Annotated in this window: 23 protein-coding genes; 18 read left to right on the forward strand and 5 right to left on the reverse strand. The window is 60.5% G+C overall.

The window, feature by feature from the left end; all coding sequences use genetic code 11:
* Window positions 1–281: 281 nt before the first annotated feature.
* The gene (locus ACP7E0_RS18110; protein WP_426126553.1) at window positions 282–1,187 is read left to right on the forward strand and encodes a DMT family transporter; all 906 of its coding nucleotides are present in this window, start codon (window positions 282–284) and stop codon (window positions 1,185–1,187) included.
* 12 nt (window positions 1,188–1,199) lie between these two features.
* Here the strand turns inward: ACP7E0_RS18110 and ACP7E0_RS18115 are convergent, their stop codons facing one another.
* Window positions 1,200–2,378 carry an aminotransferase gene (locus ACP7E0_RS18115; RefSeq protein ID WP_426126555.1) on the reverse strand — a complete coding sequence of 393 codons (1,179 nt, stop codon included), beginning with the start codon at window positions 2,376–2,378 and terminating at the stop codon, window positions 1,200–1,202.
* Window positions 2,379–2,427: 49 nt separating this feature from the next.
* A complete protein-coding gene (locus ACP7E0_RS18120) occupies window positions 2,428–3,474 on the reverse strand; it encodes a LysR substrate-binding domain-containing protein (protein ID WP_426126557.1) in 1,047 nt (348 codons plus the stop codon).
* Window positions 3,475–3,730: 256 nt separating this feature from the next.
* Here ACP7E0_RS18120 and speB point away from each other — a divergent pair, with 256 nt between their 5' ends.
* The 12 genes from speB to ACP7E0_RS18180 all read left to right on the forward strand — a co-directional run bounded on the left by speB (window position 3,731) and on the right by ACP7E0_RS18180 (window position 14,300).
* Window positions 3,731–4,792: an agmatinase gene (gene speB, locus ACP7E0_RS18125; RefSeq protein WP_426126559.1), complete on the forward strand. Its 1,062-nt coding sequence runs from the start codon at window positions 3,731–3,733 to the stop codon at window positions 4,790–4,792.
* A gap of 219 nt (window positions 4,793–5,011) precedes the next feature.
* Window positions 5,012–5,818, forward strand: coding sequence for a transporter substrate-binding domain-containing protein (locus ACP7E0_RS18130; protein ID WP_426126561.1), 807 nt, complete (start codon window positions 5,012–5,014; stop codon window positions 5,816–5,818).
* 4 nt (window positions 5,819–5,822) lie between these two features.
* Entirely contained in the window at window positions 5,823–6,491 is a 669-nt protein-coding gene (locus ACP7E0_RS18135; protein WP_426126563.1) for an amino acid ABC transporter permease, read from the forward strand.
* Window positions 6,488–7,135: an amino acid ABC transporter permease gene (locus ACP7E0_RS18140; protein WP_426126564.1), complete on the forward strand. Its 648-nt coding sequence runs from the start codon at window positions 6,488–6,490 to the stop codon at window positions 7,133–7,135. Before ACP7E0_RS18135 ends, ACP7E0_RS18140 begins: the two co-directional genes overlap by 4 nt.
* Before the next feature lie 93 nt (window positions 7,136–7,228).
* Window positions 7,229–8,317, forward strand: coding sequence for an ABC transporter substrate-binding protein (locus ACP7E0_RS18145; protein WP_426126565.1), 1,089 nt, complete (start codon window positions 7,229–7,231; stop codon window positions 8,315–8,317).
* A 204-nt stretch (window positions 8,318–8,521) separates the two neighbouring features.
* Window positions 8,522–9,559: an ABC transporter ATP-binding protein gene (locus tag ACP7E0_RS18150; RefSeq protein ID WP_426126567.1), complete on the forward strand. Its 1,038-nt coding sequence runs from the start codon at window positions 8,522–8,524 to the stop codon at window positions 9,557–9,559.
* Window positions 9,556–10,410 (forward strand): ABC transporter permease, encoded by an 855-nt coding sequence (locus ACP7E0_RS18155; RefSeq protein WP_426126568.1) that lies wholly within the window; start codon window positions 9,556–9,558, stop codon window positions 10,408–10,410. Before ACP7E0_RS18150 ends, ACP7E0_RS18155 begins: the two co-directional genes overlap by 4 nt.
* Entirely contained in the window at window positions 10,407–11,207 is an 801-nt protein-coding gene (locus ACP7E0_RS18160) for an ABC transporter permease (RefSeq protein WP_426126569.1), read from the forward strand. Before ACP7E0_RS18155 ends, ACP7E0_RS18160 begins: the two co-directional genes overlap by 4 nt.
* Entirely contained in the window at window positions 11,204–11,986 is a 783-nt protein-coding gene (locus tag ACP7E0_RS18165) for a carbon-nitrogen hydrolase family protein (RefSeq protein WP_426126571.1), read from the forward strand. Before ACP7E0_RS18160 ends, ACP7E0_RS18165 begins: the two co-directional genes overlap by 4 nt.
* Before the next feature lie 93 nt (window positions 11,987–12,079).
* Window positions 12,080–12,583, forward strand: a complete 504-nt coding sequence (locus tag ACP7E0_RS18170; RefSeq protein WP_426126572.1) for a DUF3833 family protein — start codon at window positions 12,080–12,082, stop codon at window positions 12,581–12,583.
* 105 nt (window positions 12,584–12,688) lie between these two features.
* Window positions 12,689–13,642, forward strand: coding sequence for a ring-cleaving dioxygenase (locus ACP7E0_RS18175; RefSeq protein ID WP_426126574.1), 954 nt, complete (start codon window positions 12,689–12,691; stop codon window positions 13,640–13,642).
* Window positions 13,643–13,742: 100 nt separating this feature from the next.
* Window positions 13,743–14,300: an NADPH-dependent FMN reductase gene (locus ACP7E0_RS18180; protein ID WP_426126576.1), complete on the forward strand. Its 558-nt coding sequence runs from the start codon at window positions 13,743–13,745 to the stop codon at window positions 14,298–14,300.
* Between the two features lie 280 nt (window positions 14,301–14,580).
* Here the strand turns inward: ACP7E0_RS18180 and ACP7E0_RS18185 are convergent, their stop codons facing one another.
* Together ACP7E0_RS18185 and ACP7E0_RS18190 are read right to left on the reverse strand one after the other, a co-directional pair.
* A complete protein-coding gene (locus ACP7E0_RS18185; protein WP_426126578.1) occupies window positions 14,581–16,137 on the reverse strand; it encodes a VOC family protein in 1,557 nt (518 codons plus the stop codon).
* Between the two features lie 120 nt (window positions 16,138–16,257).
* Complete coding sequence (locus ACP7E0_RS18190) at window positions 16,258–17,124, reverse strand: SDR family NAD(P)-dependent oxidoreductase (protein WP_426126580.1); 867 nt, start codon at window positions 17,122–17,124, stop codon at window positions 16,258–16,260.
* Between the two features lie 192 nt (window positions 17,125–17,316).
* Here ACP7E0_RS18190 and ACP7E0_RS18195 point away from each other — a divergent pair, with 192 nt between their 5' ends.
* The 5 genes from ACP7E0_RS18195 to ACP7E0_RS18215 all read left to right on the forward strand — a co-directional run bounded on the left by ACP7E0_RS18195 (window position 17,317) and on the right by ACP7E0_RS18215 (window position 24,120).
* Complete coding sequence (locus ACP7E0_RS18195; protein WP_426126581.1) at window positions 17,317–18,072, forward strand: Crp/Fnr family transcriptional regulator; 756 nt, start codon at window positions 17,317–17,319, stop codon at window positions 18,070–18,072.
* 135 nt (window positions 18,073–18,207) lie between these two features.
* Window positions 18,208–18,591 carry a response regulator gene (locus ACP7E0_RS18200; protein ID WP_426126583.1) on the forward strand — a complete coding sequence of 128 codons (384 nt, stop codon included), beginning with the start codon at window positions 18,208–18,210 and terminating at the stop codon, window positions 18,589–18,591.
* A gap of 254 nt (window positions 18,592–18,845) precedes the next feature.
* Window positions 18,846–19,943, forward strand: coding sequence for an efflux RND transporter periplasmic adaptor subunit (locus ACP7E0_RS18205; protein WP_426126585.1), 1,098 nt, complete (start codon window positions 18,846–18,848; stop codon window positions 19,941–19,943).
* Window positions 19,940–21,019: an efflux RND transporter periplasmic adaptor subunit gene (locus ACP7E0_RS18210; RefSeq protein WP_426126586.1), complete on the forward strand. Its 1,080-nt coding sequence runs from the start codon at window positions 19,940–19,942 to the stop codon at window positions 21,017–21,019. The genes ACP7E0_RS18205 and ACP7E0_RS18210 overlap by 4 nt, the downstream gene beginning before the upstream one ends.
* Window positions 21,016–24,120 carry an efflux RND transporter permease subunit gene (locus tag ACP7E0_RS18215; protein ID WP_426126588.1) on the forward strand — a complete coding sequence of 1,035 codons (3,105 nt, stop codon included), beginning with the start codon at window positions 21,016–21,018 and terminating at the stop codon, window positions 24,118–24,120. The genes ACP7E0_RS18210 and ACP7E0_RS18215 overlap by 4 nt, the downstream gene beginning before the upstream one ends.
* Before the next feature lie 242 nt (window positions 24,121–24,362).
* Here ACP7E0_RS18215 and ACP7E0_RS18220 read toward each other — a convergent pair whose 3' ends face one another.
* Window positions 24,363–25,394 (reverse strand): DUF2793 domain-containing protein, encoded by a 1,032-nt coding sequence (locus tag ACP7E0_RS18220; RefSeq protein ID WP_426126590.1) that lies wholly within the window; start codon window positions 25,392–25,394, stop codon window positions 24,363–24,365.
* Window positions 25,395–25,495: the final 101 nt, after the last annotated feature.

Raw genomic sequence — 25,495 nt, forward strand, 5'->3', positions numbered from 1 at the left:
ATTCAACGGATCTTTCTGACATTGGTAGCGTTGTCTCTCAACCGTTGAGCTTGCCTAAAAAACGCTCGACCGATCGCACCGGAATGTTGCTTCATGAGCGAGACGAGGGCTTGGCGAGGCCGTGATTGAAGTGCATCGAACGGCCGCATCTTTGGGCATCAGTTCACCGTTTCTGATCATTCCATGCTCGGAAGTTGATGTTTCCCCGCGAATCGTTCTGATACCTTCGATGCGTTATCGCGGCATACCATTGCTGCGCCCCTTCGTATTGGATAGCATTCGTGTCAGATACCGCGCTCCCCTCAACGTCATCGGCGTCCTCCTCCGCCAATCGTCTTGCGCTGATTGCGCTGCTGATCGGTGGTGCTGCGATCGGTGGGTCTCCCATCTTCGTGCGGTTGTCGGAAGTCGGGCCGATGGCAACGGCGTTCTGGCGCGTAGCACTGGCGCTTTTGCCGCTGCTCATCTGGTCGAAAACGGCTGGACATACCGTGACCGATCAGCGCCCGGCCGGATGGACCGATTACGGCCTGCTTGTGTTGCCCGGTATCTTTCTTGCCGTCGATCTCGCCGCCTGGCATCTGGCGCTGCACATGACCTCGGTTGCCAACGCGACGCTGCTTGCCAACCTTGCGCCGATCTTTGTGACGCTCGGCTCATGGCTTTTGTTTCGCGCCCGCGTCAGCGGCGTGTTCATCACGGGTCTGGCGACAGCGCTCGCAGGCGTGGTGATCCTGAAGGGGGGGCCAATGGCGCTGGGCGACGGCCAACTGGCGGGAGATGCGACGGCGGCACTCGCGGCTGTCTTCTATGCCGGCTATATCCTGTCGATCGGGCGCCTGCGCAGCCGCTTTTCCACAAACCGCATCATGATCTGGAGCACGGGATCGGCTGCAATCTGCATGCTCCCGATCGCCTTCTTCTTCGAGGCGAGCTTTATGCCCACCGCTCTGTTCGGCTGGGCTATCCTATTCGGGCTTGCCTTCATCAGCCATGCCGGCGGGCAGGGGCTGATCATCTATGCGCTGGCCTTCCTGCCGCCGGCGTTTTCGTCGCTGACGCTACTGCTGCAGCCGGTGGTGGCGGCGATCCTTGCGTGGCTACTGCTCAACGAACCGGTCGGGCTGATGCAGGCCATCGGCGGGGTGATCGTGCTCGCCGGTATCCTGATCGCCCGCCGAGGCTGATGTTCCAGCTGCTCAGATACCCGGCAGATTGAAGCCCGACAGCCGTTCCTCGAGCTTCAGGATCGTCGGTGCATCGGCATTGGCGAAGGCGAAGCGCAAATAACCTTCCTGTCCCTCGCCGAAATAATCGCCCGGCAGGCAGACGATACCGGCAATCTTCGCCAGCTTTTCGGCGACGAATTCCGAGCGAATATCCGGATAGGGGTGGCGGATATAGGCGAAATAGGCGCCGATCGCCTGCAGTTTCCAGCCCTTCAGGTTGCTCATGACCTGTTTTAGCGCATCGGCGCGGGTGGCGATCTCGGCGCGGTTGCCGGCTCTCCATTCGCCAAGCGCCGGAATAGCCTTGGCAACGGCGGCCTGGGCCGAGCGCGGCGCGCAGATCTGCAGGTTGTCCATGATCTTGGCGACCTGCTCGACCACGGCCGGTCCCGCCGTGATGGCGCCAAGCCGATGGCCGGGAATGCAGAAGGATTTGGAGAAGCTGTAGAGGCAGACGAGACTGTCCTGCCACCCTTCGATGGACAGGAGGTCGTGCGGCGCGCCGCTGCCTTCGGGCAGGAAGTCGCGATAGGTCTCGTCGAGAATCAGCCAGGTACCGTTGGCGCGGCAGAGATCGTAGATCCGGCGCAGCAGCGCGGGCGGATAGACGGAGCCGGTCGGATTGTTGGGCGTGACCAGCGCCAAAGCGCGGATGCCGGGCTTCAGCGCTGCGGCAATCGCATCGACATCCGGCAGAAAACCGCTGCCTGCATCGCAGGGCACCAGCTCGATGCCGATGCCGAGCATCGCGAGCGTCGTCTGCTGGTTGAAATAGAAAGGATTGGTCATCAGCACCGTATCGCCCGCACCGGCAATCGCCATGACCGTGCAGATGAAGGCCTGGTTGCAGCCGGACGTGACGTGGATGTTGCCGGCGTTGACCGAGGCGCTGTAGAGGCCGGAGACATGCTCCGCATAGGCGGTGCGCAAAACCTCTTCGCCTTCGATCGCGCCATAGCCGGTGAAGGCGGAGGAGGCGGCTGCCTCGCCCAGCCATTGCAGCATATCCGGATGGGCGGGATAGCCGGGCACGGCCTGGCTGAGATCGATCAGCGGTCCGCGCGATCCGTCATAGGCCTTGGCCCAGGCGAGGACGGAAGGCACTGGCGGCGGCGAGAGCTTGGCGATCAGCGGATTGAAATGCGGCATCGGCTTGTCCTGTGGTTCAAAGACGTATTGGTTCTTGCGATTGGTGGTTCTAAGATTTGGTTCTGCGTTTCGGCGCCGGCTCCGGACGCCTGGTGCGGGCGGGAGAGGAGACGGGCTGGAAGCCGTCCTTGGCGGGTAGGCGTTCAGGCGCGCTGACCTTGTGGGTACGGGCGCGGATGATGGTGCGTGCCGAGGTCTGTAGCTCCGGCATGGGGTCGTTTTCAAGGGCTGAAAACAGCCAGTCGATGAAGACCTTGACGATCGGTGCCGCACGGACCTCGTTGCGGCAGGCGACGTAGAAGGCATCGTTGGCCGGAACTGTCAGATCGAACGGCGCAATCAGTTCGCCTTTGGCGATCAGGCTGCCGGCGGTGATCGTATCGCCGAGCGCCACGCCCTGATTGTGCAGGGCTGCTTCCGTTGAAAGCCGGGCGTCGCTCATGAAATGCTGGCGGCCACGCTGGATGCCGATGCCGTCGGCGGCGGCAAGCCAGGTGTTCCACTCGCGCCCGTCATCGCCATGCAGAATGACATGGTCACGCAGGTCGCGCAGCGAACGTAGCGGCCGCATATTGAGGAGGGTCGGGCTGACGACCGGAAACAGTTCAAGCCGGCTCCACAACCGCGCCCAGCAATCCGGCCAGTTGCCGTCACCATAGAGCAGGCAGATATCGACATCGCCGGAAAACAGGTTGGCCGCATCGTTGGAGGCGATCAGCGTCAGCTGCACGTCGGGAAACTGCTCGGTGAACTGATGCAGGCGCGGGATCATCCAGAAGGACAGAAGTGCGGGCACACAGACGATACGCAGCTCGCCGCTGGTGGTCGGCCTTGTCATCGCGGCGGTGGCGGCGGCAATGCCTTCGAAGGCATGGGTGACGGCGGGCAGAAGCAGGGCACCCTGCGAGGTCAGTTTCAGCCGCTTGCCGCCACGCTCGAACAGGGCGGCGTTGAAGGAGAGTTCCAGCGCTCTTATCTGATGGCTGATGGCCCCATGCGTGACATTCAGCTCGCGGGCTGCAGCCGAAACCGAACCGCGCCGGGCGGTCGCCTCGAAGGCGCGCAAGGGGTTCAGCGGGGGCAGGCGGCTGGACAAGCAATGCGCTCCATGACGTCAACAGCGATGTTAGTTTTTCTCACATCAAACGCTATAACAATGTCAATTGATTTTCCAATCAATTTGTTTGCTAATAGGATCAACAAAGGCAAAAGCCTGGGGAACATGCATCCGGTACGCATCTCTGGCAAACAGGGGCGGTTTTCCGGCTTTTGGCGGCAAGAGCATCTCACTTTACGCTCGACAACCATCCCAAATCGCACGTCTTCCAGGCCCAACATGAGGTCAAGCGGATATGGCGTGGGATGACAGCAAGCTCAACGAACTGAAGGCGAAGTACGGCGAAGCCCATGGCGGCGAGATGTTCGACCCGACCTTCCGCAAGGTTGCCGACAAGATCTTCTCCAAGAACGGCACGCGCCTTGCCCCTTATTCCGGTGTTCCGACATTCCTGATGGCGCCTTATGTGCCTGTCGATGCCAATGAGCCGGATTTCGGCAATCTGCAGGTCGCCATCGTCGGCATACCAATGGATCTGGGCGTCACCAACCGTCCAGGGTCACGATTCGGGCCACGCGCCATGCGCACCATCGAGCGTATCGGCCCCTACAACCACGTGCTCGGTTGCGCTCCGGTGCATGATCTACGCGTCGCCGATATTGGTGACGTGCCGTTCCAGAGCCGCTACCGGCTGGAACTCAGCCATGACGATATCGAAAAGCGCATCAACCAGATCGTCGATGCTGGCGTGGTTCCGTTGTCGGTCGGCGGCGACCACTCGATCAGCCATCCGATCCTCAAGGCCGTCGGCAAGAAGCGGCCGGTCGGCATGATCCATATCGACGCCCATTGCGATACCGGCGGCGCCTATGATCTCACCAAGTTCCACCACGGCGGCCCGTTCCGCAACGCGGTGCTCGACGGCGTGCTCGATCCGACCCGCACGATCCAGATCGGCATTCGCGGCTCCTCGGAATATCTTTGGGAGTTCTCCTACGAGTCCGGCATGACCGTGATCCATGCCGAGGAAGTCACCGGCATGGGCATTCCGGCGATCATCGAAAAGGCCAAAAAGATTGTCGGTGATGGTCCGACCTATCTGTCCTTCGACATTGACAGCGTCGACCCGAGCTTTGCGCCGGGCACCGGAACGCCGGAAATCGGCGGTCTCACCACCCGCGAAGTGCTGGAACTGATCCGTGGTTTGAAGGGCCTGAACCTGGTCGGCGGCGATGTCGTCGAGGTGGCGCCACAGTATGATTCGACCACCAACACGGCGCATGTCGGCTCGCAGGTCCTGTTCGAGATCCTCAGCCTCATGGTGTTCAGCCCGTTCGTCAATGGCACGCGGGATTAGGGCGGCGCTGCCCCCTCATCCGCCCTGTCGGGCACCTTCTCCCCGCAGGCGGGGAGAAGGGACTTGCGGCAAGTTCCGTTCCTCCCGGCAGTTTTGGGGAGATAGCGGCAAATTCGATCGTCCCCTCTCCCCGTTTACGGGGAGAGGGCTAGGGTGAGGGGCAAAAAGCCCAATCCGATTTCCGTGCCTGCCATAAACAAAATCACAAAGGGGAATAAAATGACCAAGCTTTCAAACCTGAAATCGGCCTTTACCGCCGCCCTCATGCTCAGCGGTGCCGTTCTCGGTTTCGCATCTGTCGCCAATGCCGATGCCATCGATGACATCACCAAGGCTGGCGTGCTGAATGTCGGCGTCTTTGCCGATTTCCCGCCCTTCTCCTCCGCCAGCGCCGACATGAGCCTTAAGGGCTATGACATCGACGTCGCGCAATACATTGCCGATAGCCTGAAGGTGAAGCTGGTTCCGGTGCCGGTCACCGGCCAGAACCGTATCCCGTATCTGACCGAAAAGCGCGTCGATATGCTGGTCAGCGTCGGCTTCAGCAAGGAACGCGCCGAAGTCATCGATTTTGCCGCTGCCTACGCGCCCTATTATATTGCCGTGATCGGCCCGGCCGCCATGGAAGTGAAGGGCAAGGAAGACCTCGCGGGCAAAAGCATCGCCGTCAACCGTGGCACGCTTGAAGATACGTCGCTGACGGAGGCAGCCCCCAAGGATGCCGATATCAAGCGTTTCGACAACTATAACTCGGTCATCCAGGCCTTCATCTCCGGCCAGACCGAACTGATGGTCGTCGGCAACGACGTCGGCGCGCAGGTTCTCGCCCGTCAGGAAGCCCTGAAGCCGGAACAGAAGTTCCAGCTCCTCACCTCGCCGTCGCATCTGGCGCTGAACAAGGGCGAAGACCGGCTGAAGGCGGCGATCAACGACGCCGTTGCCAAGATGCTGGCCGACGGCAAGCTGAATGCAAGCTCGGAAGCGTGGCTGAAGGTGCCGCTCAATCCTGAAAACCTGAAGGATTGATTCTTTGGGCTATGTGCTCGATTTCGGCTGGCTGAGCGACGCAGTCTCGCTGATCGCCAGCGGTGCAGCCATGACGGTGTTCCTGATCGCGGTGTCGGCTGTTGCCGGCATCGTGCTCAGCGTTCTGGGTGCCGCCGGGCGGCGCAGCCGCCATGCGTGGCTGCGCCGTGCCATCGCCGGCTATGTCGAGCTCATTCGCAACACGCCGTTTCTGGTGCAGTTGTTCTTCATCTATTTCGGATTGCCGAGCCTCGGCATCCGTTTGGATCCCGTCGTTGCCGCCATCCTGGCGATGACCCTGAACATGACTGCCTATACGACGGAGATCGTCGGTGCTGGTCTCGATGCGGTGCCGAAGGGACAGAAAGAAGCAGCTCTTGCGCTTGGCCTGCGGCCACGCCAGGTGTTTATCAAGATCGTGCTGCCGCAAGCCTTGAAGGTGATTTTCCCGGCGCTGACCAGCCAGATCGTCATCATGATGCTGGAATCGGCCGTCGTCTCGCAGATTGCCGTGCGCGAGCTGACCTATGAGGCCGATCTCCTGCAGGCCCGGACGTTCCGTGCCTTCGAGACCTATTTCATCGTCACGCTCGTCTATCTCGCCATGAGCATCGGCCTGCGCCGGCTGCTTGTCGCCAGTGGCAACCGTTTCCTGTCCGGAGGCGTGTCGTGATCGAATTTACGCTCTGGGACATCATCCGCAATCTGCTTCTGGCGGCGCGCTGGACCATTCTGTTGTCCGCCGTCGCCTTTGCCGGCGGCACGATCGTCGGCCTGCTGATCCTGTTCATGCGCATTTCCAAGCGGCGCTGGGTGCAGCGGTTTGCCGAATATTACATCGGCCTGTTTCAGGGCACGCCGCTTTTGATGCAGCTGTTCCTTTTGTTCTTCGGCCTGCCGCTGCTTGGCCTGCGCATCGAACCCTGGACGGCCGCCGTTCTGGGCTTGACGCTCTGCGCAAGCGCCTTTCTGGCGGAAATCTGGCGTGGCGGCGTACAGGCCGTGCCGCTTGGGCAATGGGATGCCGGCAGCAGTCTGGGCTTGCATTACCTCAAGCAATTGCGGCTGATCATCCTGCCGCAGGCCTTTGCGATGACGCGGGCGCCGACGGTCGGGTTTCTGGTGCAGCTGATCAAGAGCACAGCCTTGACATCGATCATCGGATTTGAGGAACTGGTCAGAACCTCGAATGCGATCAACAATGCAACCTTCGAACCGTTCAAGGTCTATGGCTTCGTTGCGCTGATCTATTTCGCATTGTGTTTTCCGCTGACGCGTTACGCCAAGATGCTGGAGCTTCGCGCGCTAAAACACTGATCAATCCGTAGTCCAGGGCTTGCAAGCCGGACTAAAACTTGGGAACAGACCGGGAGCCATAAACGCGGCACCGGCATAAACAGGAGAACCACGATGACAGACTTTCTCAAACAGAATATCGGCCGGCGCGCCGTGCTTGGTGCGGGCCTTGCCGGTGCATCCATGCTGGCCATGCCGTCGATCCTGCGCGCGCAGGAAAAGTCGCTGAAGGTCGGCGTCTACGGCGGTTATTTCAAGGATTCGTTCGACAAGAACATCTTTCCGGATTTCACCAAGGCGACCGGCATCGCCGTCGAAGCGATTGCCGAGCCGACCGGCGAAGCCTGGCTGGTGCAGCTCGATCAGGCCGCCAAAGCAGGCCAGGCGCCGGCCGACGTCTCGATGATGTCGCAGGTGGCGATGCTGAAGGGGCAGGCAACCGACCTCTGGGCGCCGCTCGACATGTCCAAGATCCCGAACGGCTCCAACCTCATCGATCGTTTCGTCAACAAATATCCGGACGGCCGCGTTGCCGGTATCGGTGCCGTCTCCTGGTACATCACGCTGGTCACCAATACCGACGTCTATAAGGAAGCCCCGACCTCCTGGCAGGCATTCTGGGATCCGGCAAATGCCGACAAGCTTGGTCTGCTGGCGCTGGTCTCCAACTCCTTCCTGCTCGAAGTGACGGCAAAGACTTTCTTCGGCGGCACCAATGCGCTGGACACGGAAGAGGGCGTCCAGAAGGCCTTCGACAAGCTGGCTGAAGTCAAGCCGAATGTCCGCCTGTGGTATCGCGACGAAGCCCAGTTCGAGCAGGCGCTGAAGTCGGGCGAAATCCCGATGGGCCAGTATTACCATGACGTCACCGGTCTGGCCGCTGCCGACGGCAACCCCGTCCGCTCGACCTTCCCGAAGGAAGGCGGCATTCAGGATAGTGGTTGCTGGGCGCTGTCGCGTGCTTCGACCAAGGTCGATGAGGCCCATCAGTTCATCAACTATATGAGCCAGCCGTCGATCCAGGCAATCCTGTCGCGCAAGGTCGGCACGTCGCCGACGGTCAAGCGCGAGTTGACGGATTTGACGGATGCGGAATTCGCCGCCGTGTCGTCCGATATCGAGCCGATCATTCCGCGCTACGATCTCTACCAGACGAAGTCGGATTGGCTGAACCAGAAATGGACCGAACTGATCGTCGGTTGATTTTCACCCTCCCCTTGAGGGGGAGGGTCGGCGCGTAGTGCCGGGGTGGGGTGATTTTTGCGCCAAACAAGGGATCACCCCCACCCGCAGCTGCGCTGCGACCTCCCCCCCTCAAGGGGGAGGTAAAGGCCGCCACGACCTTCTTGTGTCCTGCGCGGTGACTGAAGATACGATTTCCGCATGATGCGAAAAGACAGGAATACAATGTCAGGCCTCGTCCTCAACAATGTCACGAAGGAATTCGGGACTTTCACCGCGGTCAACAATGTCGAGCTGACGGTGCCGCATGGCACGTTCGTCTGCATGCTGGGACCATCCGGTTGCGGCAAGACCACGCTTTTGCGGATGATCGCCGGCCTCGACCTGCCGACCGGGGGCTCGATCCAGCTTGACGGCGAAGACATCACCCATGTTCCGACCCACAAGCGTAATCTCGGCATGGTGTTCCAGTCATTGGCGCTGTTCCCGCATCTGACTGTCGGCGAGAATATCGCCTATCCCTTGCGCATTCGTGGCGCGCCGAAGGAAGACCAGAAGAAGCGCGTCGATGAACTTCTATCGATGATCCATCTTGGCGGTTATGCCGACCGGCCGGTCTCGAAACTGTCCGGCGGCCAGCGCCAGCGCGTGGCGATTGCCCGGGCATTAGCGATCTCGCCGAAGCTGTTCCTGCTCGACGAGCCGCTGTCTGCGCTGGACGCCAAGCTGCGCGAGGCGATGCAGGTGGAGTTGCGCCAATTGCAGCAGCAGCTCGGCATCACCACCATCGTCGTAACCCATGACCAGCGCGAGGCGATGACCATGGCCGATACCGTCGTTGTCATGAAGGGCGGCGAAATCCGCCAGGCTGCATCGCCAATCGAAATTTATCGCCGCCCGGCCGATACATTCGTGGCCGACTTCATCGGCTCGACCAATCTTCTCGAGGCCGAAGCCGACAGCACCGGCCGGGTCACAGTGCTTGGCCAGCCGGTTTCCGGCGTGTCCCTTGGTGCCGACACCCGCAAGGCGACGCTGTCGATTCGGCCGGAGGACGTACACCTGACGGCCCCTGGCAACGGCGCGCTGTCCGGCACCGTCACCTTCGTGCGCGATCTCGGCGGCACGATCGAAACCTTTGTCGATATTGCCGGCCGTCAGATCGTTGCGGTCTCGACGCCGCGCGCCCGGCCCGACATCACCGTCGGCCAGCCGGTCGGCGTGGTGCTTTTGCCAGACGTCTGCGTGGTACTGGCCAAATGAGACGCGAAGCCCCGCAAAAACTCGGCGATTACGGCCCGCTGGTCTTTCCGGCGATGATGCTCATCGTCTTCTTCGTCGTGCCGTTCGCGACGATGATTGCCGTTTCGTTCTTCCAGCGCCAGCAGGGCGGGTTCTATGTGCCTGCGTTTGAGCTCGCCAACTACCAGCGGTTCCTCAGCCTGTTCTTCGCCAATGTGCTGGGCTTTTCTCTGATGCTGGCGGTGACGGTGGCGATCTGCTGCGTCGTGCTCGCCGTTCCCTTCACGTATCTGCTCAACCGCATGACGCGAAAAGTGCAGATCATCTGGCTGGTTGCGCTGCTCTCGGTTCTGTCGCTGTCAGAAGTCATCATCGGCTTTGCCTGGTCGACGCTGTTTTCGCGTACTGCCGGGATCACCAATCTTCTGGTGATGGCGGGCATCATGAGCGAAGCCAAGGCGCTGCTGCCGAGTTTTGGCGCCGTGCTGACCGGCATGGTCTACCAAGCCTTTCCCTATACGGTTCTGGTGCTTTACCCGGCGCTTGTACGGCTTGATCCAACGCTGACGGAAGCAGCGCGCACGCTTGGCGCGTCGCCGATCAAGGCGTTCTTCACGGTCGTCATTCCCGCTCTGCGCAATACCATTACCGCGACGCTGATTATGGTGTTCATCTTCGCGCTCGGCTCCTACCTCTTGCCGCAACTGCTCGGCCGGCCGCAGCACTGGACGTTGTCGGTGCTGATCACCGACCAAGCGATCTACCAGTCGAATATGCCATTTGCCGCCGCAATGGCGGTGTTCCTCGTGCTGGTGACGCTCGGGCTGGTGGCTCTGACCGTTCTTGCCGGACGCAAGGGAGAAACGGCATGACCAGTACGCTGAGCAAAGTCTACTTCTTCCTGATCGGCCTGTTCCTGGCGGCACCGATGATCGTCGTTGCCGGCGTCTCGGTGAATGCCAAACAGACGCTGGCTTTTCCGCCGAAGGGTTTTTCGCTCTCTTGGTACGGCGAGATCTTCCTCAACCCGGAATGGCGCAACGCGCTGCTTGCCTCGCTGACACTGGCCATCCTGTCTGCCGCATTGGCCGTTGCCATTGCCTTGCCGCTCGCCTGGTTCCTGTGGCGGCGGATTGCGCCATGGGCCAACATCTTCCAGCTTCTCGGTATCGCCCCCTTCACGCTGCCGCCGGTCATCACCGCACTTGGTTTGCTGACCTTCTGGGCAACGACCGGTTTTTACGGCCAGCCGTGGACCGCCGTCGTCAGCCACGCGATCTTCTTCGTGACGCTGCCGCTGGTGACGCTATCGCTCGGCTTTACCGCGATCGACCGTTCGCTGGTCGAGGCGGCGGCAACGATGGGCGCCGATGACCGGACGATCTTTCGCACCGTCGTCCTGCCGCTGATCCTGCCCTATATCGTCTCGGGTTATGCGTTTGCCTTCGTGCTGTCGCTCAACGAATATATCGTTGCCTACATGACGGTCGGCTTCACCATGGAAACGCTGCCGATCAAGATCTTCAACGCGCTGCGCTACGGCTACACGCCGACCATGGCGTCGGTTACCATTCTGTTCGTCGCAACGGCGGCGGTCATCTTTTCCCTTGTTGCGCGGTTCGGCGATCTGCCGAAACTGCTCGGCGCCATGTCATCGGACGACACATGATCACGCTTGCAGCCCTGCAGATGAAATCGGAAAGCGGCGATACCCCCGCCAATCTCGCCCGCATCGAACAGGCGGCGCGGGACGCGCAGGCCAAGGGCGCAAGCCTTTTGATCACGCCGGAACTCGGGCTGACCGGCTATGGCGCGGGGGATATCATCCGCCAACTGGCAGAGCCGGGAGATGGGCCACTGGTTGGGCAGTTGCAGGCGATCTCGACTGAACTTGGCATTGCGATCATCGCGGGTTTCGCTGAGAAGGCAGAGGGCACTGTTTTCAACAGCGCCGTTTATGTGGATGGTTCTGCTGCGCCCGTAATTTACCGCAAGTCCAATCTTTACGGTGATTACGAGCGGGGGCTGTTTTCGACTCCAGAACCGGGCACCATCGTGTTCGATCATCGCGGTGTCAAATGCGGCATGCTGATCTGCTACGATGTCGAATTTCCGGAAAATGTCCGGCGCCTGGCGCTTGCGGGTGTGGATGCAGTTCTGGTGCCGACGGCGCTGCCGGCCGGCTATTCCGGAACCTTCATTGCCGATCACATGATCCAGACGCGCGCCTTCGAAAACCAGGTGTTCGTCGCCTATATCAATCATTGCGGCGCCGACGAGCGGTTTACCTTTGCCGGGTCGTCGCGGATTGCCGCGCCCGACGGGAGTCTTCTGGCGAATGCGCTTCCCCACGACGAAGCATTGATGGTCGTTACCATCAACCCGGCCGACTTCAAGGTTTCCAGAAGCGAGAACACCTACCTGACGGACATGCACGTTTCCGCCTAAACGCTATCACGATGCGGTGAACCCGTTGCTTTGACGCTAGCTGTGGAAACCATCCGGCCTGCCAAAGCGTATCTCTCCAAACGCAAGGAGAGAATGATGAAACGGTTTCTGGCAGTGCTTGTTGTTCCGTTGGCCCTGTTTTCGGCCATGCCGGCATTCGGGCAGGACACGATGATGGAGCGGTTTTTTCGCGGCAAGTCCACGGCAACGGGATCGTTTTCCGCTGTCAACGGCGTCAAACGGCAGTTCGACGTGGTTTTGACCGGCCGGGTGCGGGGCGATACGCTGACCGTGCGCGAGGATTTCGTCTATTCCGATGGCGAACGGGACCGCAAGACCTGGCGCTTCGTGCGAACCGGCCCGGCCACATATTCGGGAACGCGCGAAGATGTCGTCGGCACGACGACGCTGCGTGTCGATGGCAACACGGCGCGCTTCACCTATCTCGTCGATCTCGATGCCGGCCCAGGTAAGAACATCGTCCGTTTCGTCGACAAGATGGTTCTTGCCGAAGATGGCCGCAGCATCACGAATATGGCGACTGTGTGGAAATATGTCTTCCCGGTCGCGCGGGTGAAAGTGGATTTCAAGCGGTAGGGATCATCGTTCACTTTTAGTGAACATTCTGTCCGCATCGGGCCTCTTTATTAAACGCGTGACGCAGCCGATATTCGCTTCAGATAGTCACGAATGGAGGCAGCCATGAGCTTGCAACTGACAGGAATTCACCACCTCACTGCGATCACCGCCAACGCCAAGGAAAACCTGCGTTTCTACACGCAGGTCCTCGGCATGCGGCTGGTCAAGAAGACCGTGAACCAGGACGATACCACCGCCTATCACCTGTTCTATGCCGACGGCGAGGCAACGCCGGGCACGGACTTGACGTTTTTCGACTGGCCGGTTAACCGCGAGAGCCGCGGGACCCATAGCGTTTCTCGCACCGGGCTTCGCGTCGGCAGCCCGGAAAGCATCGAATGGTGGAAGGCCCGTTTCGGCGAATTGAGCATTGCGTCCGGCGACGTCATCGAGATCGACGGCCGTTTGTCGCTTGATTTCGAAGACGGCGAAGGCCAGCGTTTCCGGCTGATCGACGACGGTGGACTTGTACCGTCGCATCCATGGGATCGCAGCCCCGTTCCGGCCGAACACCAGATCAAGGGGCTTGGTCCGATCACCATGAGCGTTCCGGACATCACCAATACGCAACTGGTGCTGGAGCAGGTGATGAACATGACCAAGCAGCGCCAGTACCCGTCGCCGGATGGCAATGGCGAGGTGCATGTGTTCTCGATGGGTGAGGGTGGTCCGGACGCCGAACTGCATGTTGCGGTTCAGCCCGGCCTGCCGGCAGCCCGTCAGGGTGCTGGGGCCGTTCATCACGTCGCGTTCCGCGCTCCGGATGAAGCTGCGTTGCACGCATGGACCGAACGGCTGGAGGGCTTCAGGCTGCCTTCGAGCGGCGAGGTCGAGCGGTTTTACTTCCGCTCGCTCTATTTCCGCGAGCCGAACGGCATCCTGTTCGAAATCGCCACCGACGGTCCCGGCTTTGCCGTAGACGAGCCGATGGAAACTTTGGGCGAAGGCCTGTCGCTGCCGCCGTTCCTGGAGCACAAGCGCGTCCAGATCGAGGCACGGCTGAAGCCGCTGATCTGACCATTGAAATCAAGCCGGGAGCACAACTCCCGGCTTTTTTGTCTGTACTTTTCTGCATTTCGAAGCATGCTTCCGGCAAAGTATGGAAGGATTCTCCCGCATGACAAAACTGATCGGCATTTCCGGAAGCCTGCGAAAGGCCTCGTTCAATACCGCTCTTTTGAAAACAGCCATGACGTTTGCGCCTGAAGGCGTGACGTTCACGTCGGGCACCATCGAGGGCATTCCGCTCTATAATGCCGATGTCGAGCGCGAAGGCGTGCCGGAGGCCGTGCAGCTGCTGAAGGACCAGATTGCCGCCGCCGATGGGGTCATCCTGTTTACGCCGGAATACAACAATTCGATGCCGGGCGTTTTCAAGAACGCCATCGATTGGGTCAGCTCGTCAATGACCGGCGCGCCGAACGTGTTTGCCGGACGCGCCTTTGCCATTGCCGGGACGTCGCCGGGACCGTTCGGCACCCTGCTCAGCCAGAACGCCTGGCTTTCCGTCCTGCGCACGCTCGGCGCCGACCTCTGGTCGGGCAAGCGTCTGATGCTGCCGAAGGCGGGATCGCTGTTCGACAACGAGGGGCATCTGATCGATGAAGAGGCCAAGGCAAGGCTGAAAGGGTTTGTCGAGGCCTTTGCCGGCTATGTTGCGGAAAGATCCAAGTAAGGTTTTGCGGGGGGGGGCGTCAGCCTCCGCTGAAGGCTGACAAACCGTAGTCTTTGCAGATGTACTCTCTGCTGATCGTTTTTAAGTACCCAATTTCCTCCGTCATGCTCGCGCTTGTGGCGGGCATCCAGCCAGTTCAAGTCCTTGAACTGAAATGGTCTTTTGACCCGACGGACGTCGGGTCGCGGGATCCCCGCCACAAGGGCGAGGATGACGGAGAGTGGGGTGTCGCTCTCGCCAGATAATCGTTTCAAGGTTCGTCACCGTCTTTACGGAGAGGTCAGTCCCCGCCCGTTTTCAGCCAATCGCGGACCGCGTCTGCGTCCATAGGGCCAATCTCGTGGCCGGCATTCAGGGTGACGGTCTCAATTGTTGCGCCAGCGTCGCGCAACACGCCTTCCAGCGGCATGGCATAGCGGGAATAGCCGTCGGTCTTTCCCGTCACCAAAAGGATTTCGGTGCCGGAAAGATCCGCTTCTGGCACCGTCTCCAGAGGGTTCATCATCCGCAGCAGGGCAGCCTTGCGGATTAGTCCGGGATGACGCAGCATAGTGGCGACCAGCATGTTGGCGCCGTTGGAATAGCCGACGAAAATCATCTTGTCGCGGTCAAGGCCGTAGGCCGAAACAGCCCCGTCGATCATCGCGACGAAGGCTTCCACTTCCGAGGCAATATCCTTCTGGTCGAAGGTAACGGGCGTGATCCTGCGGAAGAACCGCGGGTGACCTTCCTCGGTGCTGCGGCCTCTGAGGCTGAGCAGCAGCGCATTCGGCGCGATCTGGCGGCCGAGCGGAAGGAGACTGGTTTCGTTGGCGCCGCTGCCGTGCAGAAGCACCAATGTTGTGCCATCGGGATTATCCGCCTGGTGCAGGCGGTGTACGAACGGCAGGTCGCGCTCCGTGAAGCGCTCCTCGCCAGGCAGTCCGAATTGCGGCAGCATGACGAGATTGTCCTGCAGATTGCCGCCGAAATGATCGGGCACGAACAGCTTCGTTCCCAGGGTTTCCGGGCTCTCGTCCACCGTCATGCCGGGCGCATCGGTGGCGAATTCGAACAGCGTTCCGCCCGGCTCGCGGACATAGAGCGAATAGAAATACTTTCGGTCATGGGCATTGATCTGACCGGCGTCTTCCGCCTCGAGCTGCATGCGCAGATCCTTGACCGCCGCTTCGCTCGCGGCGCGGAAGGCAATATGGTCGATGGTGCCGGTACCGGGCGCCGCCGTCCAGAAGCCGCCGGCATCGCGGACGTCGATGATATCGCCGGACTGCGAGACAAGGCGCCGGATCGCATCCGTCCTGTCAGCCTCGGCATAGCCAAAATGCCGGGTGACGAAAGCGGCCGTACCGTCGGGCGTCGCCGTCAGGATCGTTGCGCCGCGCAGCCGCCGGATCGCATCTTTCTGCGGAATGTCGGTGGTGGCATGGAGGGCAGGGGAGGTCACGGCGTCGCTGCCGACAAGCTTGACGATGACGCCGTCCGGATCCTTCAGCCGGATGACCGGCTCGCCGAATTCATGCTTCGGGCCGGTCGCCGTCACATTGTACCGAAGCGCCCGGGTGAGCCAGAAGCCGATGCTTTCAGGCGCAATGGCAAAGGCGATCTCGCTCGGCTGGCCGTGGCCGACGCGACCGGGTGCGCCGTCTTCCCAAACCAGGAACGAGACCAGCGATCCAGGTGAGCCTGCGTCATCACCGTAGAACAGATGCAGCTGTGCCGCATCCTCGAAACCCGCCGTCCGCTTGACGAGCCGCAGACCGAGAAAGCCGGCATAGAAATCGACATTCGGCTGCACTTTGCGGGTGATCAGGGTGATGTGGTGGATGCCGTTTGTCATGTCTTCAAATCCATTGCTTTGACTGCACAGAAGCAGCAAACAGAGTGCTGCGCCAGCGCTTCTGCGTGAACAGATTGTCCACCGTGTAAATGCTCCAACGGTCACCCGTCGCAGCCGCTCTCAGCTGATGTCCGGTCTATCCTTTGCAAGGAATGCCTTGAATGCATCGGCGTAGTCCGGATGCCAGCGCGATAGTGGCGGACGGTTTTCGATGATATCACCGGCGGCCCAGAGGATGCGCTTTTCATCAATCGGACGCGCAACGTCATTGTCCGGGCAAAGAATGTAGAAATCGCCGTCTTCAAGGCTTCGCATCATGAAATCGACCGTCTCCTGCGCGGTCCAGGCGGCATCCGGCTTTTCGGTGCGGCCGTTTGCGGTCAGCCCGGTATAGACGAAGCCGGGGATCAGCAGATGGGCGGTGATGTTGCCGTCGGGCGTATTGCGCAACTCGTGCTGCAGCGCTTCGGTAAAGGCTTTGACGCCGGCCTTTGCGACATTGTAGGCGGGATCGCCGGGCGGGGTGGTGATACCCTGCTTGGAACCGGTATTGATGATCAGGCCGGTCTGGCCGTGGGCAATCATCGCGGGCGCAAAGATACGCGAACCGTTGATGACACCCCAGAGATTGACCGCAAAGACTTTTTCCCACGCATCCTGCGGGCCGAAAATCGCACTGCCGGGCTGGATGCCGGCATTGTTCATCAACACATGCACCCGGCTGAAGCGTGCGATTGCCCCGATTTGCAAAGCCTTGAGAGAATCGGTGCTCGATACGTCCGTTGCGATCGCAATGACGCTGTCGGGGCCATGCGGGGAAATGGCTGCCGTTTCCCGGGCGGCCTTGTCCAGGCGGTCACCCGGTAAATCAGCGAGCACGACATTCATGCCCAGTCCGGCAAAGCGCCTGGCGGCGGCAAGTCCGATCCCGGATGCTGCTCCGGTCACGACGGCGACATGGTAATTGGCGAAGGCTGGATGATTCATTTGCTCTTCCGTCTCGTTCATGCGCTGATGACCGGGCTTGTCGGCCCGAGCTTGAGAGGAAAACTAGGCGCGCGATGCGGATAAGTCTACCGCTGCCTTAAAAACGCCCCTTGCCGGAACACGACGAGGCTGTAATTTCTCGAGAAATCAACGCTCTGATTTCCTGCCCCGAATCATGCACAGAGGACCCGAATGGCCGCGCCTAAAACCCGGAGCAACCGACAAACGCCATGCGAACAATGTCCTTTGCGGGCGCTCCCGCATTTCCGCGAGTTCAAGCCGGACGAACTGGAGTTCGTTTCCAACTTCAAGACCGGCGAACTGGCCGTCGATGCGGGCACGACGATCCTGGTGGAGGGATCGCACAGCGCGCATCTGTTCACCGTGCTGTCGGGATGGGGCTTTCGCTACAAGATGCTCGATGATGGCCGCCGGCAGATCCTCAATTACATGATGCCGGGGGATCTCATAGGTCTCCAGGGCAGCCTGATGGGCGAAATGCAGCATTCGGTCGAAGCGCTATCGCCCATCACCCTATGCGTTTTCGAACGCGACAAACTCGGTACGCTCTACCGGAATTATCCCGACCTTGGCTATGATCTCACCTGGATTGCCGCGCAGGAAGAACGCATTCTGGATGAAAACCTCTTGAGTATCGGCCGCCGCTCGGCGCTTGAGCGGGCGGCCTATCTCTTGGCCTTCCTCTATCAGCGCGCCAAGGCAAGCAATCTCTTTAAGGGCGAACGTGTCTCCATTCCGATCACGCAGCAGCACGTGGCCGATACGCTCGGGCTGTCCATCGTTCACACCAACAAGACCTTGAAAAAACTCGGTGAGCGTAAGCTCATCCGCTGGGCCGATCGCGGCTGCGATATCCTGGATGACGAAGGACTGATGAAGATTTCCGGCTGGGAAGGATATCCCGAACAGCACCGTCCTTTCATCTGAGGCGGTGCTGCGTAGCGGGTTAATCGCGCCGGGACGTGTCTTATTTAAATGCCAGCCTCCGTTTCATGCAATATTTGTCGGTTTCAAGACCGCGCTCCAATAGTGCGGGATGATTTGCAGACAGGACCCCAATCGGTGACGCTCACGGAAATTCCAGTGTCGATCAAGCGCGTGCTGGTGCTGGAAGACAATTTCATCATCGCCCTTGAAGCCGAGGATATTCTGAAATCAATCGGCATCGGCCATGTCGAGATTGCCTGCAACGTCGCGGAGGCTCAGGTTCTGATTAGGGAACAGTCCTTCGATTTTGCCTTTCTCGACGTCAATCTGGGTTCTCAAACGAGTTTCGACTTCGCCGCTCTGCTGATCGAGCGCGGCGTGGCTTTCGGCTTTGTCAGCGGTTATGGCGACGACTTCGTCTTTCCGGTCGCGTTGCGCGACATATCGCGCATCACCAAGCCTTTCAACGAAAGCTCGATGGCCAGCCTTCTGGCCACGGCATTGGCCTGCCGGCCTTAAACTCTTTCCGATATGCGGCGATTTCCGGCATTCCGGTTCCAGTGAGCTTCGCGCCGCTCAACCCGCGGTTTTCGCTATGCTTATGTAAAAAATCCGCATAGCTTCAATTACCGTAAACGCGGTGAGGGGCACGGTTGCTCATCTTGTAACGAAAGATTTCCGTCGATCTCATCCGCTTGTCATTGATGTGGGTCGCGTATATTGAGGGGCCATAATAAATGGTTCGGCTTGAATATCGGAATGAGCGGGCGCAGATGAGTGAAAAACGAAAACTCCGTCGGTCCCGGTGGTGGCTGGTATCGTTCGCAGCCTTGGCCCTGACGTCCTGCGAGGGTGAAACGAAGCCTCCGGAAACGGCAAAAGTGGCTGTCCGGACGCAGAGCGCCGAATTCGTCGATCACCGGCAGACCGTGACGCTGACCGGTGAGGTCGTCGCCCATGTCCAGACCAATCTTTCATTTCGCGTCAGCGGCCAGATAACGGAATGGCTGGCGGATGTCGGTTCGCATGTGAAAGCCGGCGAGGTTCTGGCACGCATCGATCCCAGCGAACAGAAGGCTGATGTCGAGGCGGCCGAGGCGGCAGTGCGGGCAGCGGAGGCGCAGGTCAGGCAGGCTTCCTCCGCCTTCGAGCGGCAGAAGTCTCTGCTGGCGAAGAATTCCACGACGCAAGAAGCTTTCGATCAGGCACAAACCGCTTTGCAGACAGCTCAGGGATCGCTCGATTCCTCCAAGGCGCTGCTCGGCACGTCCCGTGACGCGCTCTCCTATACGGAACTGAAGGCTGATGCCGATGGTATCGTCACCGTGCGCAATGCCGAGACGGGCCAGGTGGTTCAAGCAGCACAAACCATGTTTTCCGTCGCACGCGATGGACCTCGCGACGCGATCTTCGATGTTTACGAATCGCTGCTTTTCGAGAAACCGGCCGAGCCGAAAATCCAGCTGGCGCTGGTCAGCGATCCCTCGGTCAAGACGGAGGGAGCGATCAGCGAGGTCTCGCCGACGATCGATACCACGACCGGAACCGTGCGCGTCAAGATCGCCATGGACACAACGCCCGATCGCATGACGCTCGGCGCACCGGTCACCGGTTTTGCCAGCTCGACGCCGGCAAAGCTGATCATCCTGCCCTGGACATCGCTCTCTTCGCTGGACGGACAGCCGGCGGTCTGGGTGGTGGACGGCAAAGACAGCACGGTCAGTCGCAAGCCCGTCAAGGTGGCGTCTTACGAGACGGGCCGCGTGCTTATTTCCGAAGGGATTGCCAAGGGCGAGACTGTTGTGGTTGAGGGCGCCAAGATGCTGCGCCCCGGCCAGTCGGTCGATGTCATCAAGGAGCAGGCGCAATGAACCGGATTTTGCTGGGGCTGCTGTCCGCACCAATCATGCTGCTGATCCTTACGGGGTGCCAGAAAAAGGAAGAGCAGGGCGAACCGGTAATCCGCCCGGTGCTGTCGCAAATTGTGGTTCCCCAGCGCCTGCCCGCGCCCAGTTTCGCCGGCACGGTGCAGCCGAAGGTCCAGACCAATTTCGGGCCGCGTGTCACTGGCCTGCTGGTGGCCCGCGATGTCGATACCGGCGATACGGTGACACAAGGCCAGCTATTGGCGGCACTCGATCCGACATCGCTCGAACTGGCCGTCGGATCGGCCCGGGCCGATCTGGCGAATGCGGAAGCGACGCTTGCCAATACGGTATCGGTCGAACGGCGCACCAAAGCGTTGTTCAAGATCGGCACCGAAACGCAGGCGTCGGTGGAAAGTACCGAACAGGCGAGTGCTGCGGCAGAGGCGTCGGTCGTCCAGTCGCGTGCGGCCCTGTCGAAGGCCGAAGAGCAGCTTTCCTATGCGCAGGTCAAAGCGGCATTCGACGGTGTGGTCACACAGACTGGTGCCGAAGTCGGGCAGGTGGTCGCAGCCGGTGCCACCGTCGTGACGGTTGCCCGGCCGGATGCCCGGGATGCCGTCGTGGACGTTCCGGACGGCAACGCGCTTTTGCCGGTGGGGACGCCGTTTCTGGTTTCCCTGCAGATCGACCCGGCCATCATCGTCAGCGGCATGGTCCGCGAGGTTGCACCGGCAGCGGATCCGGCAACGCGAACGCGCCGCGTCAAGATCGCGCTTGAAAATCCACCGGCAGCTTTCCGGCTCGGCACCACGATCACCGCCACCCTAAACGAAGCCATTGTCGAGCAGCTGGTGCTGCCAGCAACCGCTATCCTTATGCGTGACGGCAAATCCTATGTCTGGGTGGTCGATGAGAGCGGCGGGACGGTCAAGACCCGCGAAGTGGTCACCGGGCCGCAGGCAGGCAACGGGGTCGTCATCACGTCCGGCATCGAGGCCGGTATTCGGGTGGTGACGGCCGGTGTTCATAGCCTCGAGGACGGCCAGAAGATCAAAGTTGAAGACGAGGCGCAGTCATGAAGAAATTCAACCTGTCAGACTGGGCGCTCGATCACGCATCGATGGTCTGGTATTTCATGATTGTCTTCGGCCTGCTTGGGTTCTTCTCCTATTTAAGCCTCGGCCGCGAGGAGGATCCGTCCTTTACCATCAAGACCATGACGATTTCGGCGCAATGGCCGGGCGCCTCGGTCGAGGAGACCACCCGCCAGGTGACTGAGCGGATCGAGCGCAAGCTCGAGGAACTGGAATCGCTCGACTACACGCGCAGCATCACGACGCCCGGCCAAACGCTGGTCTTCGTTAATCTCAAGGATACGACGAAGGCGCGGGATGTCGCGTCGATCTGGGTGACCGTCCGCAATATGATCGATGATATCAGAGGTCAATTTCCGTCCGGCGTCGTCGGGCCATCCTTTAACGACCGCTTCGGCGACGTGTTCGGCAATATCTATGCGTTTACCGCCGATGGGCTGACCCAGCGGCAATTGCGCGACTATGTCGAGACCGCGCGGCGCGAAATCCTGACGGTTCCGAATATGGGCAAGGTCGATATTGTCGGGGCGCAGGACGAGGTGATCTATCTCGAATTCTCGACGCGCCAGCTGGCCGCGCTCGGTATCAACCAGAACGATGTGATCGCCACGCTGCAGGCACAGAACGCGATCGCACCTTCGGGCGTCGTGCAGGCGGAGGGCGAGCGGGTCAGCGTTCGCGTCAACGGCCAGTTTTCGTCGGAAGACAGCCTGAGGGCAGTCAATCTGCAGGTCAACAACCGCTTCTTCCGCCTCACCGACATCGCGACCATCACCCGGGGTTACACCGACCCGCCGTCGGCTTTGTTCCGCTACAACGGCCAGGCGGCGATCGGCCTTGCCATCGGCATGAAGCAGGGCGCCAATCTTCTGGAGTTCGGCGATCATGTCGAGAAAAAGATCAGCCAGGTGGAAGCGGAACTGCCGGTGGGCGTCGGCGTTCATCTGGTCTCCGATCAGCCGCTGATCGTCGAGGAAGCGGTCTCCGGCTTTACCCGTGGCCTAGCAGAGGCCGTCATCATCGTTCTTCTCGTCAGCTTCGTCAGCCTCGGCGTGCGGGCGGGGCTTGTGGTTGCCCTGTCGATCCCGCTGACGCTCGCCATCACCTTCGTCGTGATGTCCTATTTCGGCATATCGCTGCAGCGGATTTCGCTGGGGGCACTGATCATCGCGCTGGGACTTCTCGTCGATGATGCGATGATCGCCGTTGAGATGATGGTAGCGCGGCTGGAAGCGGGCGATTCGCTGCGCAAGGCGGCAACCTATGTCTATACGTCCACGGCGTTTCCGATGCTGACAGGCACGCTGGTCACCGTCGCCAGCTTCATTCCCGTCGGTCTCAACAACAGCGCCGCCGGCGAATTCACCTTCACGCTCTTTGTCGTCATCGCCGTCTCGCTGGTGGTCTCCTGGATCGTCGCGGTGGTGTTTGCGCCGCTGCTCGGCGTGACCATCCTTCCCAAGACGATGAAGCAGCACCATGACCAGAAAGGCCGGGTTGCGCGGATGTTTTCCCGTGTGCTCGGCTGGTGTATGCGCTGGAAATGGACGACGATCGCCTTGACGGTGGTGGTTTTTGCCATCTCGCTGTTCGGCATGACCCGTGTCCAGCAGCAATTCTTCCCGTCGTCTGACCGGCTCGAGCTGATCGTCGACTGGTCTCTGCCGCCAAACGCCTCGATTACCGATACCGACGCGCAGATGGCGAAATTCGAGCAGGACAAGCTTGTCGGCAATCCCGATGTCGAGCGCTGGTCGACCTATGTCGGGCAGGGTGCGGTACGCTTCGTTCTCTCGTTCGATGTCCAGCCGCCGGATACCTCCTTCGGCCAGACAATCATCGTCACCAAGAGCTTGGAAGTCCGCGACAAGCTGCGGGCCGATCTGCAGAAATATCTGAAGGAAACCTTCGTCGGCACCGATGCCTATGTGAAGCTGCTCGACATCGGCCCGCCGGTCGGACGGCCGGTGCAGTACCGCGTGAGCGGACCGGATATCGGCAAGGTGCGCGAGCATGCGCTTGAATTCGGTAGTGTTCTCGGGCGCAACCCGCTGCTTGGCGATGTCGTCTACGACTGGAATGAACCGGCCCGCGTCATCAAGGTTGATGTCTTGCAGGACAAGGCCCGCCAGCTTGGCGTCACCTCGCAGGATATCGCGTCGGCGCTCAACGGCATCGTCGGTGGAACGACCGTGACCCAGGTTCGCGACGATATCTACCTGATCAATGTTGTTGCCCGCGCCAAGGCGTCCGAGCGGCAGTCGATCGAGCTGTTGCGGGACTTGCAGCTGCCGGGGACCAACGGCAATTCCGTGCCGCTCGCTGCCGTCGCAAGCTTCCGCTACGAAATGGAACAGCCGGTCGTCTGGCGCCGGTCACGCTTGCCGACGCTGACCGTCAAGGCCGGCATTCGCGATGCGACACAGCCGGCGACGATCGTTGCGCAACTATCCAAGGACGTGAACGCTTTTGCCGAAAAACTGCCGCCCGGATACAAGATCGAGGTCGGTGGCAGCGTCGAGGAAAGTGGCAAGAGCCAGGCGCCGATCGCCGCCGTTGTACCGCTGATGCTGTTTGTGATGGCGACGATCCTGATGATCCAGCTGCAGAGTTTTTCGCGACTGTTCCTCGTCTTTGCCGTGGCGCCACTGGCGTTGATCGGGGTGGTGGCGGCGCTGCTATCCAGTAATTCGCCGATGGGTTTTGTCGCTATTCTCGGCATTTTGGCGCTGATCGGCATTCTCATTAGAAACTCGGTGATCCTGGTGGTGCAGATCGAACATCTGCGCACCGAAGGTATAGCGCCGTGGCAGGCGGTGCAGGAGGCGACCGAACACCGGATGCGGCCGATCATGCTGACGGCTGCTGCAGCCAGCCTGGCTTTGATCCCGATTGCGCGGGAAATCTTCTGGGGACCGATGGCCTATGCGATGATGGGCGGCATCATCGTCGGTACCGTCTTGACGCTGCTCTTCCTGCCGGCGCTCTACCTCGCCTGGTTCCGCATCAAGCCGCCGGAAACGACGGAGGAAGTCACGCTCGAAGGATCGGCGGTCGCGACCACGGATGACGCTGTGCCGGTTTAGGATTGTCACCATTGGATGATGGAGTTGGCGTTTGGCACATATTGAACTCCGTCATCCTCACCCTTGTGGTGGGGATCCAGCAGCGCCGCGTCTGCGGCGGCAAAGACTCTTGGTTCCGTGAAAATAGTTCTCTCACCGCGCGGACGCGCGGTGATTGCATCCCCGCCACGGGGGCGAGGATGACGGAGGAGAAAGGCCTTGCCGTGGATGGAGATCATCTGAGGTTCTGTTCCTCCCGCGTCCTACAGCATCACCACCGTCAGCTCCGTCTTGTCATAATTGAAATCGAGCGGCGTGGTTCCGGTGTGCTCCAGCACGAGCCAGTCGTTGGCGTTGAGGATCACCATGCCGATGGCACAATTGCTATAGGATGCAGAGGCAGCGTCGTTGTCGTTGATGCTGGTAACGACCGTCGTGCCATTGACCTTGACGGTGACGGAAAAAGCGCCAGCCGGATTGGCTTCGACGCCAAGGCAGATGAGATAGGGGCCTGCGACCGGCACGATCAGGCGGCTGCCACCGCCTGCAACGACAACGCCCAGCGTGAAACCGCCCTGGTTGACGCTCAAGGTGGAAAAGCCGGTTTGCGAGCCGGAGGCCGGTGTCACTACACCACCGCCGCGCGTCGCGCGCACCAATGGCCGCTGCGGCATGCTGACCTCTCCCTGTCCGGTGATACTCAGCGCTGATTTCCAAGTAGCGCCATCGGCACTGACCTTGATGGCAAATTCATCCGATCCGGTGAGCCCCATTTCGGCACGGCCGGACCAGCCTGTCTGGAACAGCAGGCTTGCCGTGTCGGTCGCCGCTGCCTTGTTGACCTTGATCTGATGTCCGTTGCCATTATGGGTCAGCAAGGTGGCAGCTGCGGCGACAGCGAGCCGGTTGGTACTGTCGGCGGTGGTATTGATACCCAGAAACGCCGGCGTGCCGATCGCATCGAAGACGGCCCAGTCGCTGCCGTTGTGAACTTTCAAGCGGTCCTCGGCCGCAAACCAGCCGCGCCAGCCGTCCTTGGGCGTGATGAAGATCCAGTCACCGTCCTGGCGGAAGGCAAGCTTGCCGCTCTCTCCCACCCAGGCGGCGACCGGGGACGCCGTGACATTGAAACACGTTCCTTCCTGCGGATCGGACGGCGGGGTCGAGAGCGAAGCGGTGATCGTTAATTGGGTCAGTGCGTCGAGGCGCTGCAGGGCTTCATTGTGAGTGACATGCTTTTGCGCCTGCGACGGCAGGATGTAGGGCAGTTCCAGGTTGGCGGTTGTTTCGCTCATCGGGTCCGTTCTCCTTTGCGGGTGAGGAGAAGGGTAGCCGCTGATGAAGCACAGGGGACGCGGACGGTACTGTGCCGTTGTTTCAAAAGGGAAATCGATGC

The organism is Pararhizobium sp. PWRC1-1, assembly GCF_049897905.1.
GTDB lineage: Bacteria > Pseudomonadota > Alphaproteobacteria > Rhizobiales > Rhizobiaceae > Pararhizobium.

What these genes read in the sequence shown, in the direction of transcription:
- ACP7E0_RS18115 (WP_426126555.1), bottom strand. Translation starts at nt 2,378, where the DNA reads ATGCCGCATTTCAATCCGCTGATCGCCAAGCTCTCGCCGCCGCCAGTG.
- speB (WP_426126559.1), top strand. Translation starts at nt 3,731, where the DNA reads ATGGCGTGGGATGACAGCAAGCTCAACGAACTGAAGGCGAAGTACGGC.
- ACP7E0_RS18130 (WP_426126561.1), top strand. Translation starts at nt 5,012, where the DNA reads ATGACCAAGCTTTCAAACCTGAAATCGGCCTTTACCGCCGCCCTCATG.
- ACP7E0_RS18145 (WP_426126565.1), top strand. Translation starts at nt 7,229, where the DNA reads ATGACAGACTTTCTCAAACAGAATATCGGCCGGCGCGCCGTGCTTGGT.
- ACP7E0_RS18150 (WP_426126567.1), top strand. Translation starts at nt 8,522, where the DNA reads ATGTCAGGCCTCGTCCTCAACAATGTCACGAAGGAATTCGGGACTTTC.
- ACP7E0_RS18155 (WP_426126568.1), top strand. Translation starts at nt 9,556, where the DNA reads ATGAGACGCGAAGCCCCGCAAAAACTCGGCGATTACGGCCCGCTGGTC.
- ACP7E0_RS18160 (WP_426126569.1), top strand. Translation starts at nt 10,407, where the DNA reads ATGACCAGTACGCTGAGCAAAGTCTACTTCTTCCTGATCGGCCTGTTC.
- ACP7E0_RS18165 (WP_426126571.1), top strand. Translation starts at nt 11,204, where the DNA reads ATGATCACGCTTGCAGCCCTGCAGATGAAATCGGAAAGCGGCGATACC.
- ACP7E0_RS18170 (WP_426126572.1), top strand. Translation starts at nt 12,080, where the DNA reads ATGATGAAACGGTTTCTGGCAGTGCTTGTTGTTCCGTTGGCCCTGTTT.
- ACP7E0_RS18175 (WP_426126574.1), top strand. Translation starts at nt 12,689, where the DNA reads ATGAGCTTGCAACTGACAGGAATTCACCACCTCACTGCGATCACCGCC.
- ACP7E0_RS18180 (WP_426126576.1), top strand. Translation starts at nt 13,743, where the DNA reads ATGACAAAACTGATCGGCATTTCCGGAAGCCTGCGAAAGGCCTCGTTC.
- ACP7E0_RS18185 (WP_426126578.1), bottom strand. Translation starts at nt 16,137, where the DNA reads ATGACAAACGGCATCCACCACATCACCCTGATCACCCGCAAAGTGCAG.
- ACP7E0_RS18190 (WP_426126580.1), bottom strand. Translation starts at nt 17,124, where the DNA reads ATGAATCATCCAGCCTTCGCCAATTACCATGTCGCCGTCGTGACCGGA.
- ACP7E0_RS18195 (WP_426126581.1), top strand. Translation starts at nt 17,317, where the DNA reads ATGGCCGCGCCTAAAACCCGGAGCAACCGACAAACGCCATGCGAACAA.
- ACP7E0_RS18205 (WP_426126585.1), top strand. Translation starts at nt 18,846, where the DNA reads ATGAGTGAAAAACGAAAACTCCGTCGGTCCCGGTGGTGGCTGGTATCG.
- ACP7E0_RS18210 (WP_426126586.1), top strand. Translation starts at nt 19,940, where the DNA reads ATGAACCGGATTTTGCTGGGGCTGCTGTCCGCACCAATCATGCTGCTG.
- ACP7E0_RS18215 (WP_426126588.1), top strand. Translation starts at nt 21,016, where the DNA reads ATGAAGAAATTCAACCTGTCAGACTGGGCGCTCGATCACGCATCGATG.
- ACP7E0_RS18220 (WP_426126590.1), bottom strand. Translation starts at nt 25,394, where the DNA reads ATGAGCGAAACAACCGCCAACCTGGAACTGCCCTACATCCTGCCGTCG.